The organism is Akkermansia sp. NBRC 115031 (assembly GCF_030268505.1).
Classification (GTDB): Bacteria; Verrucomicrobiota; Verrucomicrobiia; order Verrucomicrobiales; family Akkermansiaceae; genus Akkermansia; species Akkermansia massiliensis.
Genome location: NZ_BSQU01000001.1, coordinates 293,087 through 315,947, shown reverse-complemented (window position 1 = coordinate 315,947; position 22,861 = coordinate 293,087). Strand labels below are relative to the sequence as shown.

The window sequence follows — 22,861 nt, the reverse complement described above, 5'->3', positions numbered from 1 at the left end:
GTGAACCGGCGCATACGCATCACTCTGCTGGCAATCAGCCTGCTGCTGGTCATCGGCACGCTCGGATGGCTCACCCACGTTCTGCTGGTGCAGGCGGAGGAAACGGGCCGCTCCGAACAGCGCATCAGGGTGGAGGCCCTGGCTCATGAAGCCAAGCTGGAAATGGACCGCCTCCTGACCTCCTTCATCACCTTTGAACAGGCCCGCGGCTACTTTGAATACCAGCCCTTTTACGCCTACAAGCGCCCTTATGACCAGCGCATGGGCTCCCCGGAACCCGGAGAGGCCGCCCGCGGCTCCAACCTCTCCTCCTACCTGCCGGACTACGTCACGGCCTATATCCAGATCTCCCCCTCCGGCCATGTAACCGGACCCGCGCTGGACCCGCAGCTTGCCGAACATCTGAATGAGCAGAAGGACCTCTACCAGCGGCTGAACGGCAAGGTCTCCGCCCTCACCTCCGTGCCGTCCAGCGGCAACCTCTGGACGGACATTCGGAATGAAATCCTGCATGAAGCCCCGGAACCTGAGCCGACGGCATCCGGCACGCCGGCCCAGGTGGAAACCGTCACCTCCTTCGTCCCAGTGGAAGACGGGGGGAACCTCTATATCCTGCGCCAGGTGCACACCAGCCGCGGCGTCTATTTGCAGGGGGCCCTGATGAACATGGACAACTTGAACCGGCGGCTGCCCGGCCAGGTAAAGCTGTTGCTTCCCCACAGCCGCCTGGCTACCTTCGATCCCTCCGCCCCGCCTCCCGCAGAAGCGCGGCAGACGGGCACGCTCCCCTTTGCCAACGCCCCCCTGGTCTTTCTGCCGGGAGACACCGGAGCCGTCCCCCTCCAGGACCACAAGAAAATGCTGACCTGGACGCTCACGCTCATCTGGAGCATGGTACTGCTGGGCGCGGCAGGCGTCATCTGGCTCATGCTGGGCACCTTCCGCCTGGAGCAGCGCCGCGGGGACTTCGTCTCCGCCGTCACCCATGAACTCAGGACGCCGCTCACCTCCTTCTCCCTGTATACGGAAATGCTGGAGGACGGCATGGTGCCGGAGCAGAAAAAGCCGGAATACTACGCCAACATGCAGCGGGAATGCCGCCGCCTGGAACACCTGATTGAAAACGTGCTCTCCTACTCCCGGCTCCAGCGGAACGCCATCCGCCGCACGCGGGATACGCTCACCTGCCAGGAACTCTTTGAACCCATTGCGGAAAAAATAGACCGCCGGCTCCGGGAGGCGGGCATCAGCTTCTCCTTTGCCCTGGCGCAGCCCATCCGCATCCTGCCCATTCATACGGATGCCGTCTCCGTGGAGCAGATCATGGACAACCTGACCTCCAACGCCATTAAATACGCCAAGGGGGAAAACGCCAAAGTCCAGCTCACCGTCCAGGCGGACCGCCACAACATCGTCATCCGCTTCCGGGACAACGGCCCGGGCATCTCCCCGAAAAACCGCAAGCTGGTGTTCAAGCCCTTCCGGCGCACGAAGGACGCCTCCGACAGCCGCAAGCCCGGCGTAGGCCTGGGGCTGGCGCTGGCCAAGGATACGGCACGCTCCCTGGGGGGGGACCTGAAACTGGAATTCGGCACCTTGGGGGGAGCCAGCTTCCTGCTGACACTTCCCAAATCCTGACCCCGCCAAGGGGCCTGCACGCCTCCATCTGCTTCCCGGCCCGCACGGAACCATCTTTCCTCTTCCATCGCATCCCCTTCCCTTGCCCGGCCGTTCCACAAAACATCCCGCCCGGGAAAATCCCGTCCGGCATGCTATGCGCTTGCCTTCACGTGACGGATATGTGACATTGAACCGCAACGCACGGCGGGACGAAAAATTCCCGTTCCACGCAGGAAATATCCGCCTTCCCTTCCGGCGCGGCGGAGCGCAAAACGCATGGACATGCTATCATGAGTAAAAGGATTTTGATCACCGGAGGAGCCGGCTTCATCGGCTCCCACCTCAGCGAACGGCTTCTGAAAGAAGGCCATGAAGTCATCTGCATGGACAACTTCTTCACGGGCAGCAAGCAAAACCTCCTTCACCTGGCGGACTATCCCGGATTTGAAATAATCCGCCATGACGTCACCGTTCCCTGCGTGATGGAAGTGGACCAAATCTACAACCTGGCCTGCCCCGCCTCCCCTCCCCATTACCAGTTTGACCCCATCCACACGGTTAAAACCTCCGTGCTGGGCGCGCTGAACATGCTGGGCCTCGCCAAACGGTGCAAGGCCAGAATCCTCCAGGCTTCCACCAGCGAGGTATACGGCGACCCCATGGTCCATCCCCAGCCGGAAACCTACTGGGGCAACGTCAATCCCGTGGGCGTCCGCTCCTGTTACGATGAAGGCAAAAGATGCGCGGAAACCCTGTTCATGGACTACCGCCGCATGAACGGGGTGGACATCCGCATCATCCGCATCTTCAACACCTACGGACCGCGCATGAACCCGAACGACGGCCGCGTGGTCTCCAACTTCATCGTGCAGGCGCTGAAAGGGGAAGACATCACCATTTACGGAACGGGCAGGCAGACCCGCAGTTTCCAGTACGTGGACGACCTGGTGGAAGGCATGGTCCGCATGATGAACACGGAAGGCTTTTCAGGCCCTGTGAACCTGGGAAATCCCGTGGAATTCACCATGCTGGAACTGGCGGAAAAAGTCATTGAAATGACGGGTTCTTCTTCCAAAACGGTCTTCCGTCCCCTGCCCCTGGACGACCCGGCCCAGCGCAAGCCGGACATCCGGCTGGCGGGAGAAAAGCTGGGTTGGAAGCCCAATATTCCGCTGGAAAAAGGCCTTGAAAAAACCATCGCCTACTTCCGGAGCATTCTGTAGCGTTTCCGAGGCGCCGCATGCTTATGCGGCAACTTAATCATTATTGGCGAACTGATTTCATTAAAAGGCGTGGCTTACAGCCGCGTTCCTTTCGGTTGCCGCATAGGCAATCGGCGCTCCAAGGAAGCAATCCGGAAATTCCGGGAAGCTTCCCATGCGGTCCATGAACTCCGGCATGCCGAGCGGCTCATTACCCGTTTTTGGCTGGTGCGGTAAAACGGTTCGGCTAAAATGAATTGTTATGAAACATGCCGACGCCCACGGAATCTATTCCACTCAAGCCACTGTCCGCACTTATGAAAGCGGTGCGGACGGCCTCATGAAACCGGAAACGGTTCTGCACTGGTTTCAGGAAATAGCGGAGGCCCACGCCTCCTCCCTCGGCTTCGGCTATGACTTTGTGATGTCCCGCGGCCTGGCCTGGGTGGAAGTGCGCCTGAACACGGCCATCAGCCGCCTCCCCCGGTGGAAGGAAACGGTGGAACTCCGCACCTGGACCGCGCAGGAAACGCCGCTGCTGGCGCGCCGCAATCTGGAAATAAGGGACGCCCTGGGAAACCAAATCGTCACGGCAAGCTGCCTGTGGGCCGTCATTGACGTACGCCGCAGACGCCCGGTGCCGTTGAACAGGCACATTGATGCCTTCCCGGATACTCCGTGTGAAGAAACGGTGGCTCCGGCAGCCATGGATACCTCGGGCCTTCTGCCGACCATCCGGGAATGGATGGCGGAACGCCGCGATACGGACTTCAACCGCCACATCAACAATGCCGCCTACCTGGTCTGGGCGCTGGAATCCCTGCCGGATTCCTGGCTGGAGAACCATGAATTGACGGGAATCCACCTGCATTTCAAGAAGGAAACCCATGCGGGAGAATCCATGAAATCCCTGCTGTTCCGCCAGGACTCCCTCACCTCCCACCACATCATGCACGGAGACGAACTGCGGGCGGAAGCAGTGCTGGAATGGAAAGCCGCCGCAATCGCATAAAAAGGCCCTATTCCTCGCCTTCCGGATTTTTCTGACATCAGACAGCGGACGAGGGCGCGCAGGAGTATTCTGCGCCGTTTTATAGAATCGGAAGGGGTGTTCCGTGTGGAGGGCGGAGAGCGGCGCGGGGAGAGTAGTGGACAAAATGGACTTGATGGACAGGATGGACACCATTTTCTTTTTTCTACTTTGTCCTTTCAGCCCACACGGCCTATTACTCCGGAGGACGCTATTTCCTTACACAAGCAGGGCCGCCCCGGCTCTTGTCCGGAACGGCCCTGGCGGTGCGGAGAGCGGATGATCTCCACTCTCCTCTCTTAACTCCCAACTCTCTTAGAAGTCATACCGGTAGCCCACGCTCCCGTTCACCGAGTTGGCTCCGTCACGGAAGTCCGCGTTCCCGTTGATGAAGACCGTTCCCTGCGTTCCTACCGGCACGCTCAGCCCCGCTCCTATTTGCAGAGCCGTCGTTCCAACCTTGGCCCCACGCACGCTCTGCATGAAGCCGGGGTTGCCCAGCAGCGCCACATTGGTTTCTCCGCGGCGGTCGCCCATGTCCTGGGCCGCGTTCACCCGGAACTCAGCCAGCGCTTCTCGCCCGAAGATGTTGCTGCCGATGAGCCCCATCCACCGGCCGCCCAGCGCAACCGTTCCCGTCGTCCATTCCTGCTTGCCTACGTTCAGACCCGCGTTCCCCGCTCCCGTTTCCGTGTAGCCGTCCATTCTCGTGGTTACTACCGAGGCGTTGGCCAGGGGCTGCAGGATGCTGCTCCTGTCTTCGTTGAGGTACACGTCGTAGGTCAGTTCATACATCGCTCCAAAGCCCCACCCGTTGGTGTTGCCCTGCGTGCTGTAGCTGCCTTCCCCGTAGTTGACCGTGCGGTTGAGCTTCGCGTCGTTCCAGCCTCCCGTCAGAATCAATGTGTGCGCCCAGCGCTTGCTCTGGTAGCGGCCGAAGAGGTTGGCGTAGTAGCTGTCCAGGTGGCCGTCCGCGCTGTCCGCCGCGCTGGCCGTCAGGTCGCCGTAGTTGGCCGTGAAGGCCGCTCCCATGGTAAAATGGTCGCTGAGGTCCACGTCCATGCCCACGGTGCCGCCCCAGGTGGTGAGCTGGTAGCCGCTTTCATCCCCCTTGGTGTCCAGTTTGGCGTAGGAGCCCGTGCCTTCCATCCACATGTGGAAGTAGGGGAGGTCTTCGTTGACGTAGGCGGGGTTGACGCCCATGAGGGTGGTGCGGTTGCGGATCCATCCCATCTGGTCGCGCAGGGCGTCCTTTTGGGCCGTTCCCAGCGCGTTGACCGTGCTGCCCGCTACGGCTGCCAATGCCCTGGATGCTCCCGCCAAATCAGGATTGCTCCCCGTAACCATGGTGCTGATGGCATTCATGACCTGCCCGAGCCGGGAAGTGGCGTCCAGGTTGTTCCTGGCTCCCCACAGAAGTTCGGAACCTGCTCCGGAATTATGGGAATTCACCGCAGGCTTAAAAATATTATCCTGCTGTACCGTGGCGTTCAGCACAATATTGTTTCCTTCCCGGACCATGGTCGCATCCTTGTAATACACGGCAAAGAGTCCGGAAGTACCCACGGACATGGATTCCCCTTCCGCCATGCCGTCAATCGCGTCCGCGGTCATCAGCACCACTCCGTCCAGGTTGTCATACGTTCCCAGGCCCGTGTTGCCGGTCATGTTGGCAAGCGTAAAGCCGGCACCGTTCCCGATGGTAATGGAATCCGCCGTCAGCATGGCGGAGCCGAAAGGATCGGCCGCGCTCAGGTTATACACGAATTCCGTCATGGAACCGCTCTGGAAGTCAACGCTGCCGACGTTCAAGGTGGTATTGGGGTCCCCTGCTCCATTCCCGATGGCCTCAATGCGCAGGGTGCCGGAAGCGCCTACCGTAACGTTGCGGTAGTCAAGCGCGGGAGCGGCGGACGTGCCTTTCAGCACCAGGGTGCCCCCTCCGCGCACGCCCAGGTCATACGTGGAGCTTCCGGTCTGCATCACCTGGGTTACCTTGCCGGAGACGTCAATGCTCCCTTCCCCGTCCAGTGTGCCGGAGAAAGAGCCGTTCACGGCGGATGCGGAGGTGACGGACAGTGCATTGCCATTCAGGGCCAGCGTTCCAGCGCCGGAGAGGGCCAGAATGGACTTCTCCCCGGTCCCGGACAGGCTCAGCGTTCCGTTCAGCGTCACGGAGGTTCCGAACAGGCCGGCTTCCCCTGCCAGGGTGAGGGAAGAACCTTCCTGAACGTTCAGGCGGCCTGCTCCGGAAATGGTGGTCGCCTGGTCCAGGGTGGAATCCCCGGCAGTCTTGAGCGTTCCGCCCGCAGAGATTTGCAGGGAGCCGCCCTCCGCGTCATCTGCCAGGGTGGCCGTCGTGGTCCCTCCGATCACGACGCGGACGGGTTCATCCGCAGAGGCGGAGGACAAAGTCAGCGTGCCGATATTATTGGCGCTCCCGTTCAGGGCCAGCGTGCCTTCCCTGGCAACCACCGCATTGGAGGTATTGACATTGCCATTCAGCACCAGGGTCTTTTCTCCCGTCTTGATCAGGTCCGCGCCGTCACCGTTCACGGTAAGATTGCCGTTGAACACGGAGTCGTCCAGATCGTTCGCAAGTTCGATATCCAGCGAACCGTCCCCGGCGGCATTCACCACCAGGTTGCCCGTGCTGCCGGTGCCGGAGGAAAGATGCCGGATGATGGTCTTGTCCGTATTGGCCGCAGGCACGTCAAAATTCAGGGTGAGGTTTGTGTCCACAATCACCTGCGCATAGGAATTAAGGGCCGGAATTTCCGTCACCGTGGAACCGTCCACGGACGAAATGTAAATCTGGTCCGTTCTGCCGGAAATGATGATGCTGCCGCCTTCCACCCCCTTGATGCCGAATCCCAGGCTTTCCAGCGTGGCATTGAACGTAAGGTGCTGGTTGAGCCACGCCACCAGGTCGCTGGAAGGCAGGCCGGTGATCGTTCCGTCGGTCAGCAGAATGCCTACGGATTCCAGTTCGCGCATGGCGATCAGGATATCCGTATCAATGTCCATGTGCAGCGTGAGGTCGGAAGCGTCCCCGCCGAAGGAAACGGTGCCCGTGGCCGTGTCATTGAACTGGAGCAGGCTCTTCTGGTCCCCGGCAGCGGCATACGTGGTATTGTTCGCACCCACATGCAGGGAATTATTCCCCGTCAGCGTCAGATTTCCCGTCAGGCCGGTAATGGCCGTTCCCGCCGTGGCGGTATTGATGCCGCCCACCTTGTCCCCGGACAGGCCGCCCAGGTCAATATCCCCGGAATTGGCCTCCGCATTCACGGTTACGCCGCCGGCAGTGGCGTAGGCTCCTGCATGTTGCAGCCCTCCCTTGGTAATGGTGATGTTGTTGGCAATCGCCTGGTTGTTCATGTCCAGAACGGAACCGCCGTTAACGGAAACATTCCCGGTCCCCAGGGAACCGGCGCCCAGCGCCTTCACCGTGCCGCCGTTCAGGGTGGTTCCTCCCTGGTAATTGTTAGCGGCGTTCAGTTCCAGGACCGGAGACCCGCCGGCCCTGTTCACGATCAGAGCTCCTGCCCCGGTAATCTGCCCGACCCAGGAGCCTGTGCCCTCTCCATTGCCCAGCTGAACCGTGCCGCTGGTAATGGTGAGCGTCCCCGTAGCGGTATTGTCCTGCGTCAGCACCAGCGTTCCGGTTCCGGCCTGTTCCACCCTGGCGTTCAGGGCGCCTTCCGCTCCTACGGTGGCGTTCATCAGAACGAGGTCATTGGTGTAGGAGAATTTGAACAAGCTTGTTCCGCCGTCAGCCTTTAACACCACACCATCCCCGAAAAGCTTGCCATCATTCAGGGTCGCCGCCGTATTGTTGCCGAATGCCCAGGTAAACAGGGCATTGCCAGTGCGGGTGAACGCCCCGTGGAACCCGGTCATGTCTCCCGTCAAGTAGGCGAAGGCATCCCCCAGTGCGGTGGTCACCGTACCTGAACCGGTGAATGCCCCGCCAAAGTAATAGGACTTGCCGCTCCCTCCGTTCAGGTAGGTTCCTTTCTCCAGCACATTGATCGTTGCCATGACGGCGGTATCCGCCGTGTTGACGGCATCCATCCAGAAACCGCGTCCATTCAGGGTTAACGTCCCCCTCCCCATGCTGGCGGCGGTGGCAAACTGGAGGTCGCGGGCATCATTTGTACTGCCCGGATTATTATTCAACCCGGATGCGACCAGTTCCCCGGTAAAGGATGAATTGTCTCCTGAAATGTAAAAACGGGATTTGGCCGCCTGGTTGTCCAGCTCAATCCGGCCCGCTCCGCTCATGCCGTTGATGACGATGTTGGCGCTGTTTCCGGAAGGCATTCCATCGATGGCGCTGGAAATGGCGAGGGTTCCTCCCGCATTCACCGTGACTCCCGCGGAAAACCTCGTTTGAACATTTCCGGAGGCAATGGACACGGAACCTCCGTCCACCGTCAGAGCGCCCGCATACACGGCGGCGCCAAGATTCAAGGTGCCGTCTCCGGATTTTTCCATGGCCATCGCCTTGTAATTATCCACGGAAGCCCACGTTACGGCGTTCCCGTTGGTATCCACTTTAATGGAGTTCTTGCTCGTGGAGGAAATCTGTCCGGAAATATCCGCCGTCACGCCAGCGCCATACTGGAGGATACCGCCGTCAAACGACAGACTGCCGGCGCCGAGGGCGGCGTCATCTCCCATTTCAAGCGTGCCGCCGCCCAGGATCACCTTTCCGGTATAGTTGGTATTGGCCGTATTGATGGTCAGCTTGGCGTTGCCGGTCTTTTCCAGATTACCGTTGCCTTCCAGAGAGCCGCCCCCTGCCGCGGCATCCCATACATAATCCGTCGTATCCGCCTGCACCATGATAATCGTGGGAGAGACGGCGCCATCAATGGTCACCGTCTGCGGGGCGCTGCCGCCAATGTCTCCCATGACGACTCCGGAATTATCATTGTAAACGCCGTCGTCCTTCCACGGGGAAGCGGCGGGAGCAGTGGCGGACCAGATTCCGTCGCCCCCCTTCCATTCAAGCAAAGCCACCTGCGCCACCACCAGGGTAAGCTTGCCGTTCCCCGTGCTCCAGGAACCCAGAAGATTGTCGCCCAGGACAAAGGAACTGGCAGGAACTCCGGTGACGGTGCCCGCGCTGATCAGGTCATAGGAACCCTCCGTCCAGGCCACGCCGTCTATCGTTCCCTGCCCCAGAAGCAGTTCGCTGTTCACGGTCAGCGTTCCGGTCACATTAAGCAGAGACGCGCCGGAAGCCGGAAGAGCGGAGAAATTCAGGAGGGACGAGTTTCCCAGCGTCAGGTTTCCCGTAATCGTGCCGGACGCGCCCAGCGTCAGACTGCCAGCAGCGGCAATACCAAGAGTTCCACCATTCATGTTCAGGGAACCCGCGGCGGCAAGAGTCACATTGGAAAACTGCGTGGCGGCGTTTACCGTCAGGCCAGATGAACCACTCACGGTCAGCGTATTATTGTAGGTAGCATCATGCTGCGCTTTCAAATTGCCTCCATTTAGGTTCACCATTCCCGAACCCAGAGCAGTAGCATTATTTAACTGCAATGTTGCCCCTCCCGTAACCATCCAGTTCGCTGTCATGGCTTGACGGTTCCTGTTGACGGATTGATCAGTTACATTCGTCGTCTGTGCGGCCGAATTCAAAATCAGCGTACCAGAATACCCCACACCTCCCACAGTAATTGTGGGGGGATCAGTAATCCCTTCCCCAACCGCAAGCGCTCCATAAACGTTCATGGTCTTGCCTGCAGCGATCTGGAACAAGGTATTCGCATAAAATGAAACGCCCTCCCAGGCCGTACCCGTTGATCCTAACGAAAAATCCTCCCCGATGTTGAAAACCGTCGCCTGCCCTTCTCCCGGAGCACGGAAATTGACGACGCGGGAACCGCCGTCGCTGGAGGATACACTGAATCCTGAAGCACCCGCCGCCACATTAATGCCACCCAGCGACAAGCTATTGAACTGGGCCTTGACGGCCTTTTGAACATTATCTCCATATGGTCCGCTGAATTGCATAATATTGGCACTGGTTCCGGCCCACACGTTTGCATAATTGGTCGGCGCCGGATTCCAGTTGGCATTTGTATGGATCCAGCCATCCGTTCCGCCAAGCCATGTATAGGTTTCCGCCAAGGCATGCGGTGAGGAAACGGCGGCCATGCAGGCAATCAGAGAGGACAGGAGACCCAAGGGAAGGTGCAGCTTCATAATTTTTAATGAAAATGAACGTGAAAATACCTCCTGAACCTAACAGGAGGCTTTTTATCATCATTAACGGATTAAAAATCCTCCTACAAGCTTAAACGTTGATTCCGTAGGCGTTGCAACTCTCCTGGAAGACCGTTTTCATGCTATATCTGGTCCGCAATCAGATATGTTCGTGGTGGTATCCTTATCAGTATAAACATGCAAGCAGGTTCATTCTGGTATATTGGCGGCTTTTCCGTTCCCTAGCGGATTTTTAATCCGCCTTGCGAATCATTCCGGATGGAATCAATAATCCATTTTAACATCATTTATTCCACTATATGATATCAACTGCGCTACTGCACCATGCCGGCAGAAGCGCCGCACAGCATGCAATGTTCCGTGACGCAGCAGGGCCGTTCCGGACAATGCCGGAACGGCCCTGGAAGTCCGGAGAGCAGAGCGTCTCCGCTCAACTCTCCACTCTCAAACTTCAACTCTCCTTAGAAGTCATAACGGTAGCCCACGCTCCCGTTCACCGAGTTGGCTCCGTCACGGAAGTCCGCGTTCCCGTTGATGAAGACCGTTCCCTGCGTTCCTACCGGCACGCTCAGCCCCGCTCCGATTTGCAGAGCCGTCGTTCCAACCTTCGCTCCTCTGACCGTCTGCGTATAGCCGGGATTGGCCAGGAAGCCTACGCCCGTCTTGCCGCGGTAGTCGCCCATGTCCTGGGCCGCGTTCACCCGGAACTCAGCCAGCGCTTCTCGCCCGAAGATGTTGCTGCCAATGAGCCCCATCCACCGGCCGCCCAGCGCAACCGTTCCCGTCGTCCATTCCTGCTTGCCTACGTTCAGGCCCGCGTTCCCCGCTCCCGTTTCCGTGTAGCCGTCCATTCTCGTGGTTACTACCGAGGCGTTGGCCAGGGGCTGCAGGATGCTGCTCTTGTCTTCATTGAGGTACACGTCGTAGGTCAGTTCATACATCGCTCCAAAGCCCCACCCGTTGGTGTTGCCCTGCGTCCTGTAGCTGCCTTCCCCGTAGTTGACCGTGCGGTTGAGCTTCGCGTCGTTCCACCCACCCGTCAGGATCAATGTGTGCGCCCAGCGCTTGCTCTGGTAGCGGCCGAAGAGGTTGGCGTAGTAGCTGTCCAGGTGGCCGTCCGCAGAGTCCGCCGCGCTGGCCGTCAGGTCGCCGTAGTTGGCCGTGAAGGCCGCTCCCATCGTGAAGTGGTCGCTGAGGTCCACGTCCATGCCCACGGTGCCGCCCCAGGTGGTGAGCTGGTAGCCGCTTTCATCTCCCTTGGTGTCCAGTTTGGCGTAGGAGCCCGTGCCTTCCATCCACATGTGGAAGTAGGGGAGGTCTTCGTTGACGTAGGCGGGGTTGACGCCCATGAGGGTGGTGCGGTTGCGGATCCATCCCATCTGGTCGCGCAGGGCGTCCTTCTGGGCCGTTCCCAGCGCGTTGACCGTGCTGCCTGCCGCGGCTGCCATGGAACGTGCCGCCCGGGAGGTGTTGCCGGACTGGATGTCGTTTCTGACGGCTTCCCTCAGGTCACCGAGCTGCGTGCCTTTCGGCGCGTTGCCGCGGTTGTTCCAGAGCAGGTTGGCCCCCGCTTCCGAGTTGGCCGTGTTGGCCGCGTCCATAAAGGCGTTCTCCGTCTTGACCATGCCCGTCACCACAATCTTGCCGCCTTCCGTCCGGATGCCGAATTCCTGGTAGTAGAAGTCAAAGTAGCCGGAGGCGTCCACCGTGGCTCCGTTGGCCGAAACCGTTCCGGCTCCCGTCGCGTCCACCAGCGTGAAGTTGAGGTTGGCCGTCGGGTCCGCCGGATCGTCGTAGTCCCCCAGGCTTCCCAGGGAAACGGTAGTTCCGTCCAGATTGACGTCTCCGGCCTGCACGGTGATGACCGGGCTGGAGAAGAGGTCGTCACGGTTGGTGTTGATGACCAGGTCCAGATGGGAGTTTTGCAGGTTGAGTCCGTTGGCGACGGTGAGCGTCGTGTTGACCGCTCCGGTTCCCTCCCCTACCGGACTCAGGCGCACATGGGCGCCGCTTGCCGCCGTGAGGCTCTTGTAGGTAACGGAGCCGTTGCCGCCTTCCGCTCCCGTCAGTTCCAGCGTGCCCTTGGTGACGCTGAGGGCCTGCCCGATCGCGCCGTTCCCCTTCAGAACCTGCGTGCCGGTGCCGTTCATGGTGATGCTGCCTTCCCCGCTGAGGGTGCCTTCATACAAGGCATTCCCGGCGGTGGTGATTTCCAGGGCAGACCCGTTGTTCAGCGCGCCGGTTCCCGTCAGGCCGGAGATGGTGTTGGCCGCGTTGCCGAGTTCCAGCATTCCGCTGCCGTCCAGGTCCACCTGCACGCCGTCAAGCTTGGAGGTGCCGTTGAGCGCGAGGGAGGCGGTGTCCGCCACATGGAGCACGCCGGTTCCGGAAACGGTGCTGTTGGAAAGTTCGGAGCCGGCTCCCGTAAGCGTGAGCGTGCCGTTTTTACCGATGGCGAGGTTGCCGCCGTTGCCTTCATCCGTGAGCGTTCCCGCTTGCGTTTTTCCAGTGATGTCCAGGGAGGAAAGGTCTCCGGAGTTGGTGGAGTTGAGCCTGATGGAGCCCAGGTCCGCCGTGCCGGAGAGGATAAGGCTGCCGTCCTGCATGTCCAGCGTGCCACTGGTGTTCAGGGTTCCGGCGAGTTCCAGGGAGCCTTCTCCCGTTTTGGTAATGTTGGCCGTGCCGCCGTTGATGGTTCCGGAGTACTTCGTATCGGGACCGGACGTATTCGGATCTGTTCCCAGCAGCTCGTTGTTCAGGATGACGGATGCCGTCTTGTCGTTCGTGCTGGTGATGTTGATGACGCCGGAGGCCGCGCCGGAGAGGTTGTTAATCGTCAGGCCGTCAGCCGTATCGTCCACGCCCGGGAGGTTGAGTGCGAGGTTGCCGTCCACGATGACCGCGCGGTACGGGTCGAGTTCGGAGTTGCTGGAGACGGTTTTGTCTTCACTGCCTACCGCGTAGATTTGCGTGGCGTCACCGGTGATGCCGATGGAGCCGCCGTTGATGCCCGTGACGGCAAAGCCGAGGGTTTCCAGCAGCGGGTTGAAGACGGCCGTGCCGTAGCCCAGCGCTCCGTTCGTGAGGTTGAGCCACGCGGTGCGGTCGCCCGCTCCCCAGCCCTGCATGGCATTGATGAGGTCGGCGGAGAGGGTGAGGGTGAGGGTTTCAATTTCCAGCTGGGTGCCGTCCGCGTCAAATTGGATCATGGAGGTGCTTCCGGCCAGGTCCTGTGTTTTGGAGACGTTGCCCGTTCCCACCACCAAGCTGGCACTGTCCAGGCTGGCGGCGCCATTGATGCCGCTGATGACCGTTCCGGCGTCCGTCATGCCGATGGTTTTAAGCGAGGAGCCGGAGAGGCCGCCCAGCGAGATGGAAGTGACGCCGGAGGCCGCGTTGACGGTAACGTTTTTGGTTCCTTTGTGGTTGTTTCCTCCCGTGAGGGTGCCTCCGGTGATGTTGAGCGCTCCCTTGTAGCCGTCCGCCGTGAGGGCGAGCGTGCCGGAGGTGAGCGTGACCGTACCCGTGTAGCCTGCGCTGGCGTTGCCGAGCGTGAGTGTGCCCGTGCCGGTTTTCAGGAGGCTGCCAGTGCCGCTGAGCGCGCCGTTGAGGGTGATGCTGCCGCCCGTAGTGTCCACGGTGGCGGTTTTGCCGGAGGCGGCGTTGAGGAGGACGCTGAGGGAGGCGCTCCAGTCCGCCGTGGAGTTGAGCGTGCCTTCTCCCAGGGTGAGAGTGCCGGAGGCGCCGGTGATGTCACCGCCCAGCGTGAGGGTTCCGTTGCCGGCCAGCGTGATGCCGGAGTTGGAGTCGTTTTCCAGGTTGATGCCGCCCAGGACGGCCGTGCCGCCGTTGATGTTGAGGTTGCCGGCCAGGGCTCCCTGGCCGTTGGCCCCGCCCAGCTTGACGCTGGTGCTGGTGAGGGTGACGCCCGTGTTGACGTTGACCGCGGAGGCTTGCGTGTTGCTTCCCATGGTGCCGCCGCCGATTTGAAGCGTGGCGATATCAAGGTCTTTCTTCAAGTCCAGCGTCACGCCGTACGTGACGTCAATGAGGTCGGCATTCAGCGTGCCGTTCACCGTGACGGTGCGGTTGGCCGTGGCCGCTCCGTAGCCGGAGAGGACGATGCTGCCTCCGGCATTGGAGAGCGTGCCGTTGAGCGCGTCATGGCCGTTGGCCGCCTTGACGAGCAGGGAGCCCCCGTCCGTCTTGGCGAGCGTGCCGCTGATGTTTTTGAGTACGCCGGAGAGGGCGATTTCATTGCCTCCGGAGAGCTTGAGGGTGGAGCCGCTGGCCACCGTCACGGTTCCGGAGAGAATCTTGGTATTGGCGATGTTCCCCAGCGCCACGGCTCCATTCCCGGAGATGTTCCAGTTGAGGGACAGGAAGCTGTCCTGCCCGGCCGTGTCCACCGTCAGCGTGGTGCCGGTTCCGGAGGCAGCCAGCTTGACCGCGTCCCCGGCGTTTTTCTGCACCATGGTCTGCGTCAGCGTCACGTTCCCGGAGGCCTGCAGGGTGCCGCCGCCGAAGATGATGGAACCCGTTCCCAGCGCTCCGTCTCCGTTGATGTCCACAAAGCCCCCTTCCAGGGACGTGGAGCCTCCGTAGGTGTTCGTGTTGCGGATTTGCAGGGTGCCGTCCCCCCTCTTGGTCAGGATGGTCGTGGCGCCCGTGATGTGCCCGTCTCCCTGGAAGGTGTAGGTGTTGTCCGCGCCGCTGTTGCTGACGACGATGGAGGAGGGAGCCACGTCTCCCGTAATCGTCACGGTTTTGTTGGCTGCCGTGTTGTCAAAGAGCAGGGGCTGCCCGTCCGTGGTCGCCGGCGCGGAGCCGCTTCCGCCGTAGGTCCAGTTGCTCACGTCGCCCGCGCTCCATGTTCCGGCGTCCGCCGTTCCGTTCCAGGTGAGCATGTTCGCGGAGGACTCAATCTTGAGCTGAAGCGTTTTGCCGTCCGCGGAAAGTCCCAGCGTGTAGGTCAGTTCCGGATGGGCGTCATTGATGAGATCTCCGATGTTGAAGGAGCCGAGCGTGAGCGTTCCGCTTCCCACCGTCAGCAGGGAATAGTCTCCCGCGTCGGTGAGCGTGTCGTAGTTGTTGAGGGTGACGTTGTGCGTTCCGGTGAGCGTCAGTCCGCCGGTGAGCGTCACCAGGGCGTTTCCTCCCGCCGTCAGTCCCGTCATGTCAAAGGTGAAGGAGGAGCCCGCAGCCATGGCCATGTCTCCGGTGACGTTGAGGCGCGAGTAGCTGCCCAGCGTCAGGCTGCCGATGGAGCCGCCGTTGCTGGTGATGGCGCCCGTGGAGAGCGCATCCGCCGTGCCGGCTTTCACGTTGACCGCGTTATTCACCGCATAATTGCCGATGTCCAGCGTCGCTCCGGAGGAGATGGAGACCGTGCTGGTCCCGAACGCCGTAGCGCTTCCCGCCGCCAGCGTTCCGGCTTCCGCATTGGTCGTGCCGGCATAGGTATTGGCGCCGCTGAGCGTCACCTTGCCCGGACCCTTCTGGGTGATGGAACCCGTTCCGCCGATGGCGTTGGCCACCGTCTGGTCCGCATCCACCGCATAGGTCAGGAAGGCGTCTCCATTGCCGCCGAGCGTCACCGCTCCGGAACCCAGGGAGCCGGCTCCCGTCAGCAGGATGGTCCCTTCCTTGATTAGGGTCTGGTTGGTATAATCGCTGGCCTTGGTCAATTGAAGCACGCCGTTCCCCTGCTTTACGAGGTTGGCGCCGTTGCCTTCCTTGGCTACGATTACATCCAGCTTCAAATCTGCCGTATTAGTATCGTCCAGCGCAAAATTCCCGCGCGCTATGTCAAAGATGACCGTGCCGCCGCGGAGGGTCAGGGCATTCGCCTGACCGGTGGAGGGGGCTCCCTCCGCCACAGAGAAGACGCTCATTCCGGTAGCGGACTGCTGCGTCACAATGGTATTGGTGCCGCTGAACAAGTCGAAGCCGTTTAATCCCCCACCGGGTATATTCAGAATGACCCGGCTGTTGTTGAACACCATTCTGGTATTGGCCATGGTCGTATTGCCGCCGCCGACATTCCAGGTGCCGTTGTTCAGGGTCAGCGTGCCGAAGTTCCCGCTATTATTGTAGCCGAACGGATCGCCCGCCGTAGTATTCAGCGTGCCGCCGTTCACCATCAGGTTGCCGTAAAGGATGGACTCTCCTCCGTCTCCATTCTTGCCGAGGTTCAGGACCGCGCCCTCGCCCACCGTGGTCAGCGCGGTTTTCGTCTGGGCGGTGGAAACCGTCAGGGCCGTTCCGGCGCCCGACACTTCCAGATTGATGCCGGAGCCGTTGGCCAGATTGGTTCCAAGCGTATTGGCGCCTCCGGAAGCAAAGGCGATCGTGCCTCCGTTAATCGTCGGCATCGTGGCTCCCAGAATATCCGCAATTCCGCCCGTTACGCCGATTTCCAGCCGTCCCGTCCTGTCCACGGTCACCGTTCCGGTCCCCAGGGCCATGTTCGCCTTCACGGCAACGGTTCCTTCCTTGATGTTGACCGCGCCGGAATAATCGTTATTGGAGCTGTTGAAGGTCACTTTTCCTTCACCCAGCTTGGTCATGGCGCCGTTTCCGGAAAGCTTGCCTCCGTTGTTGGTCAGCTCCAGGTCCTGCCCTGCCCCGTTGTTGAAATAAATGGCCTTGGCATTCACGTCCCCCGTCAGGGACGCCACTCCCGTGTGCGTACCGTCAAACAGGTAGGTTGTGGTGTTGTCCACGGCGCCGATCGGGTTGCCGTCCCAGACTACCACGCCGTCCGCCATGCTGACGGAAACGGTCACCGTCTTGTCCCCGGTGTTTACGTTGAAGGTTCCCTGGTACAGGCTGGCCAGCGCCCCAGTCAGGGTCATCGTCCCCGCATCCGCGAAGTTGCCGGCCGTCAGGTTGTCCCAGGAAACCAGCGTATAAGTCCCCGCGGTGATATTCCCGTTAATGTCCAGGCTGACGCCCGCATCCGCGCCCAGCGCCAGGTTGCTCACCGTCAGCGTCGCTCCGTCCGCGCTCAGGGCGCTTCCGTCAACCGCCAGTGAAGCGGCGTTCAGCGTTCCGGTCACGTTCTGCTTCCGCAGCGCCGTCACCTTGGCGGTGGAGGCGTTCAGCGTTCCGGCCAGCGCCGTATCCGCATTCAGGTAAAGGTTGGCTCCGGAAAGGTTCAGCGTTCCGGAAAAACCGGAGACGTCCCCGCCCAGCGTCAGGGCTCCCGCATTGTTGCGGGTATTGACAGCCAGCGTGCCCGTTCCGCCCAGGCCGCCGAGCATCTGGAGGCTGTCCCCGCTCGCGATGGCCGCCGTTCCCGTGCCGGACGTTTCCACGGATACCTTGCCGTTGAGGTTCACGTTCACGGTGGCTCCGTTAAAAATGCTCAGCGCCGTGGCCGCATTCGTCCCTTTCAGGGTGATGTCCCCGGCCAGGGAAACTCCCCCCGTGACGGTATTGGAATTCAAGTTGCTGAACGTCACGGTGACGTTTTTCTCACTGCCGCCCAGCGTTACGTTGCCCTGCCCCCACGGGGTCAGGGTCTGGCCGGAGACGATGGAGGCGTCCCCGATATTGTACGTCAGATTGACCAGGTTGCCCGTTCCGGCTATTTCCGTATCCCCGTCATAGGAATTCTTCACCCAGCCCGTTTTAAAACCCCACCCGTTCCCCCCGGCATCGGAAATGATTTTAAGGCCGCCCGTTCCGGTGATGGTGGATGAAACCGCGGTGGCATTTCCATAAATGGCTCCATTCAGGAAAGCAAATCCTCCTGCGGCATCCAGGACGATTTTCATGTCGAAATTCGCGCCGGCGGCATTTCCGTTCCTCAGATGCAGGGTGGAGCCATTCCCCATGGTAAGAGTACCCGTCCCCGTCACCTTGGTTCTGGCGCCCGCTACGTCCATCACGGTATTTTCCCCCAGCGTAATGTTCAGGTTGGAGCTCCATGTTCCGGTTTCGTCCGCAAGCATCACGGTGCCCTGTTCCACAACCAGCGTTCCTCCTCCTGAAGCGTTGAAGGAATTAAGGCCCAGCGTTAACGTTCCCGTACCCGTCTTGGTGATGGTGCCGTTGATTCCCCCGTTCAGGGTGGAGTCCCCCGCGCCAATGACCAGGGAACCGGGGCCGCTGTTGGTCAATTTGCCTCCATAAGTGCCGGCCCCCAGCAGGAGGCTGCCGCTTCCCGTACGGGTGACGGTCCCCGTCCAGCCGGCCAGTGAAGCCCACGTTACGGCATTCCCGTTCGTGTCCACCAGAATGGAGTTGGAAGCCAGCGCATCCGTCTTGATCTGGCCGGAGACGTCTGCCGTAATGCCCGTGCCGTACTTGAGCGCGCCTCCATTAAAGATGATGCTGCCGGTGCCCAGCGCGGAGGCATGCTGCATTTCCACCGTGCCGCCGCCCAGCAGGACTTCTCCGGAAAAACCGGCGTTGTCCGTGGCGATGAACAAGGTTCCGCTGCCGGTCTTCTGCAGCTTGGAGCTTCCCACCAGGGAACCGGACCCCGTCCACGTGTAACCGGTTGCCTCAGCATTGACGACGATCAGGCCTGGATTCACCTGTCCGGCGATGTTCACGGTCTGCGGCGCATTGCCTGCTACGTCACCGAAGATGACTCCGTTGCCGTTGGCAAAAGACAATCCCGCATTCCAGGGGGAATTCCCCGTTCCTCCCACCGTCCACGTATTGTCTCCGCCGCCCGTCCAGGTCAGCGACGTGACCTGCGCCACGACGAATTTCAGGGTATTGTCCGTCGTGCTCCAGTTGCCGATGTATTCGGTCCCCAGCAGAATGGTATTGGCCAGATCCCCGGTGATGCCGCCCGTGGCATTAATCAGATTGTACGTGCCCGCGCTCCAGCTCACGCTGTCGCTGTTCTCCAGCAGCAGGCTGCCGTTCACCGTCAGGGCGCCGTTCAGGGCCAGCAGGGGATTGCCGTTCACCGTCATGTGAGTGGCGTCAATCCGCACCGCCGCTCCCAGGTTCAGGTTGCCGGTCATCGTATTCTGCCCCCCAAGGGACAGGACGCCGCCGGCCATGGACAGGCCGGCATTGCTGTCCACGGCGGAGACGTCCAGGCCCGCTCCCGCGGACAGGGAAAGCCCGCCGTACCCCGCGGAAATGCCGCCGATGGCCGCATTCCCCGTTACGGAAAGGTTCTTGTTCGTTCCCATTCCGGAGGCATGGCTGACAATGAGGGTGCCCCCTTTCAGTTCCACGCCGCCCGTGAAGGAAGAGGAATTGGCCAGGGTCAGCGTTCCGGAGCCGTCCTTGATCAAACGCCCGGTTCCACGGAATGCATTGTCACTGCCCGTGATCATGTTCCCTGCTCCGGTAATGGTCAGGGCGCCGTTCAGCTGGATATTATGAGTGTCGTCAGCAGTGATGGACATGGTGCTGCCGGCATTCACCACCTCCACGGCGCCGCCGCCCGCGGCGACTGTCAGGCCGTTCCCGAAGGTTCCGTCGCTTTCCTTGGTAATCTCCAGGCGCCCGTTGTTCAAGGTCCAGTACCCCGTATTGACGGCCATGGAACCCAGCCCCGCGCCGTCATAGGCATATTCTCCCACGCGCAGCACGCCGCCGTTGGTGACGGTTACCTTGTAGCGCGTATAATTATCCCCTTTCATGCTGAGGCTGGCTCCCGGAGAGCTCAAATCCAGCGTGGCGTTGTCAATGGTCAGGGTCCTGGTTCCGGAGCCATTCCCCGCTTTCACGGTAGCCGCCGTTTCAATCTTGAACACGCCGCCGCCGGTAATGGTAAGGCTGTTGTCCCCGACGTTGAACGCTCCCTCCGCCTGGGTAAGCGTCTTTCCGGCCTCAATGGTCAGCGTCAGGTCGTTGGCGCCGATGGTCGTAGCCTCATTCCAGGTAACGTCCGTATCAAACGTCTGGTTGGTCGTAATGGTGAGGGGATCAGCCTGAACAGAGGCGGACAACGCAGCGCAGCAGGCAAGAAGAGCGGACAACAAATTGAGGGGCAAATGCAGCTTCATAAAGAAAACAATTAATTATAAATATATTGAGAAAGACGTGGTCTTTTAGCAGAAATGAGACATGCTATTAGGTAGATGAAATATCGGATTTGAAATCCGGTGTCAATCTGGAAGTGCCGTTTCCAAAGCTTTAAATTATTTCCGTTATCTCCATTCTATTCCATGCCCTCATTCAAATTAGCCACATTATTCAAAAAACAAAACCAACAGAATTTAAAATAAACATCTGATCATAAACAAATTATTTCATTTCCACCACTCTCACGACTTCCCTGACGCCCTTCTTGTCCGGATTTCAAATCCGTTCATTTTCTTTCCCTGCATGCAGGGCCTTCAGGCAGCCGGGAAGCCATCCATGAAGGGCACAGTAAAAAACCTCCTAAGGATTTCATCATGAAACCGCTTGTTTCCGGAAATTCCGCCGCGGGAGCAGAAGCGTGAAATCCAGTCAGTCCCATGAAAAACAACATCCTTCCCATAAAAGGCATGCCGGAGCCAGGGACAAATTCCGGGACCGGTCCGGAGGGAGCAAAAGCAGCGCGGGATGTATTCTTTCCTCCTTGCTCCCCGCCCGGCAAGTTGCTAGAATACGTCAAGCAAGTTTTTCCCCTTTTCCCATGGCCATTTTTGGTTCCTCCAATCTATCCGACTCCGGCGACCTGCTGATTTTCAACAAAGTATCTCATAAAACCCTGCTGATGTTCGAAAAGGAACTGGGCAGGGACCGCATGACGTACCTGGTGGAAGAAAGCCTCCCCCCGGATGCGGCCACCGCCGCCCATCTGGAATCCACCAAGGCGGACGGCATCCTGTTCCAGGCCGGCGGCAGCGATCCCATTGCCCTGCGTTCCGCCATCATGGAACGCATCAACGAGGGCAGAAGGGTAGTATTCCTGCCCGGTCCCGTAGCCCACGTGAAAGGCTCCATCAGCCACATTCCCCCACGGGTGATCAAGGCCCTGGAAGCACTCCATATTTCCCCCGTGCCGGTATGCACGGGCTTTTACACCAGCTCCGTGCTGGACGCGGAGGCGGATACGGACGCCCAGGCGGATATCCAGGTGCACATTCTCCCCAAGCTGGCTCCCGGGGCGGAAATGGCGGCGCGCCTCACCTCCGCGTGGCTGGAATGCTCCGCCCAGGCCTATGCCACGCTGCCGCAGTTGCACGGCTCCCTGTCCGCCCTGCTGTTCCGCAGCCTAAAGCTTCATTCCGACTGCCGGGTGATCGACGGCATTGACGATACCACGCTGACCTACGGCCAGCTTCTGGCCATCTCCGTGGCCTTTGCCAAACGGCTGAAAAAGATCACCACGAACCGCCGCGTAGGCATCGTTCTGCCGCCCGGCAAGGGAGCGGCAATCGCCAACCTGGGCTGCCTGTTCGCCGGAAAAACGCCGGTGAATTTCAATTATTCCGCCTCGGAGGGGGCCTTTGCCAGCTCCGTGAAGCAATCCGGCGTGGACTGGTTCATCACGGCGGATACCTTCATGCGCAAGCTCCAGAACTTCCCGTGGCCCCCCCAGCGGGACCTGATCCTCATGGAGCGGGAGATTCCGCTGCTCAAGGGCTCCGCCAAACGCTGGGGCGTGGCCATCAAATTCCTTACAGCGGGGTTCATGATTAAAAAGCTGGGGCTGGATGCGCCCACGGGCGCGGATGAAGCCGTGCTGATGTTCACCTCCGGCTCCTCCGGAGAACCGAAAGGCGTGCCGCTGACCCACCACAACATCCTTTCCAACATCTCCCAGTGTTCCTCCCGCATCACGCTGGCGCCGCAAAGCAGATTCCTGGGCAGCCTCCCCGTATTCCACTGCTTCGGCATCACGATCGGGCTGTGGTACCCGATGATCGGCGGGTACGACATGGTCACCTACCCCTCCCCGCTGGAGGCCAAGCGCCTGGGCGCCCTCATCAAGCAGTACGGCATCAGCCTGGTGGTCACCACCCCCACCTTCCTGCGCGGCTTCATGAAGCGCTGCGAGCCGGACACCTTCAAAACCGTGCGCTACCTGATCGTAGGAGCGGAAAAATTGCCGGACGAGCTCTCCGCCGCCTTCCGGGAAAAGTTCGGCACCGTTCCGTGCGAAGGCTACGGCCTGACGGAAGCCTCCCCGGTCTGCTCCGTCAACTTCATTGACCCGGCCCCGTCCAACGCCGCCGGAGACTTCATTCCCGGCATGAAAAAGGGCTCCGTGGGCGCTCTGCTTCCCGGCATCGCCGTACGCATCACCAGCCCGCATACGGGCCGCGTGGTACCCGTGACGACCTCCGGCATGATCTGGCTGAAGGGGCCGAATATCTTCCCCGGCTACCTGGGCGGTCCGGAAGCCGACCGCGACATTTTCGTGGACGGCTGGCTGAAAACCGGAGACATCGGTTCTGCGGACGAATTCGGCTTCCTGAAAATTGAAGGCCGCATCTCCCGCTTCTCCAAGATAGGCGGGGAAATGGTGCCCCATGAAGCCCTGGAAGCCGCTATCATGAACATCTGGAACCTGGACCCGGCGGACGAGGAACGGCGGATAGCCGTCGTCACCATTCCGGACCCCGTGAAGGGGGAGGCCGTGGCCCTGCTCACCACCCTGGTGACGGACTACGTGCACCAGGCGCGCACCCTCATCAGGCACGGCCTGATTGACCAGGGGCTCCCGGCCCTGTGGTGCCCCAAGGAAATCATTCCCGTGGAGCACATTCCGGTGCTGCCCTCCGGCAAGCTGGACATCAAGCAATGCAGGATGCTGGCTTATGAAGCGCTGAACATTCCCTTTGAACCATAACCC

The 22,861-nt window shown here is 60.5% G+C and carries 6 protein-coding genes; 4 read left to right on the top strand and 2 right to left on the bottom strand.

All coding sequences use genetic code 11. From position 1 onward, the window contains the following. The 3 genes from QSJ36_RS01210 to QSJ36_RS01200 all read left to right on the top strand — a co-directional run bounded on the left by QSJ36_RS01210 (nt 1) and on the right by QSJ36_RS01200 (nt 3,834). Nucleotides 1-1,638 (top strand): HAMP domain-containing sensor histidine kinase, encoded by a 1,638-nt coding sequence (locus QSJ36_RS01210; RefSeq protein ID WP_102728396.1) that lies wholly within the window; start codon nt 1-3, stop codon nt 1,636-1,638. 272 nt (nt 1,639-1,910) lie between these two features. Further along, nucleotides 1,911-2,843: a UDP-glucuronic acid decarboxylase family protein gene (locus QSJ36_RS01205; protein WP_102721743.1), complete on the top strand. Its 933-nt coding sequence runs from the start codon at nt 1,911-1,913 to the stop codon at nt 2,841-2,843. A gap of 241 nt (nt 2,844-3,084) precedes the next feature. Next, the gene (locus tag QSJ36_RS01200) at nt 3,085-3,834 is read left to right on the top strand and encodes an acyl-ACP thioesterase domain-containing protein (RefSeq protein WP_102728395.1); all 750 of its coding nucleotides are present in this window, start codon (nt 3,085-3,087) and stop codon (nt 3,832-3,834) included. A gap of 333 nt (nt 3,835-4,167) precedes the next feature. Here the strand turns inward: QSJ36_RS01200 and QSJ36_RS01195 are convergent, their stop codons facing one another. After that, a complete protein-coding gene (locus QSJ36_RS01195) occupies nt 4,168-9,306 on the bottom strand; it encodes an autotransporter domain-containing protein (RefSeq protein WP_285466233.1) in 5,139 nt (1,712 codons plus the stop codon). Nucleotides 9,307-10,556: 1,250 nt separating this feature from the next. Beyond that, nucleotides 10,557-20,078 carry an autotransporter-associated beta strand repeat-containing protein gene (locus QSJ36_RS01190; protein ID WP_285466231.1) on the bottom strand — a complete coding sequence of 3,174 codons (9,522 nt, stop codon included), beginning with the start codon at nt 20,076-20,078 and terminating at the stop codon, nt 10,557-10,559. Nucleotides 20,079-20,695: 617 nt separating this feature from the next. Here QSJ36_RS01190 and QSJ36_RS01185 point away from each other — a divergent pair. Next, nucleotides 20,696-22,858, top strand: coding sequence for an AMP-binding protein (locus tag QSJ36_RS01185; RefSeq protein WP_285466229.1), 2,163 nt, complete (start codon nt 20,696-20,698; stop codon nt 22,856-22,858). Nucleotides 22,859-22,861: the final 3 nt, after the last annotated feature.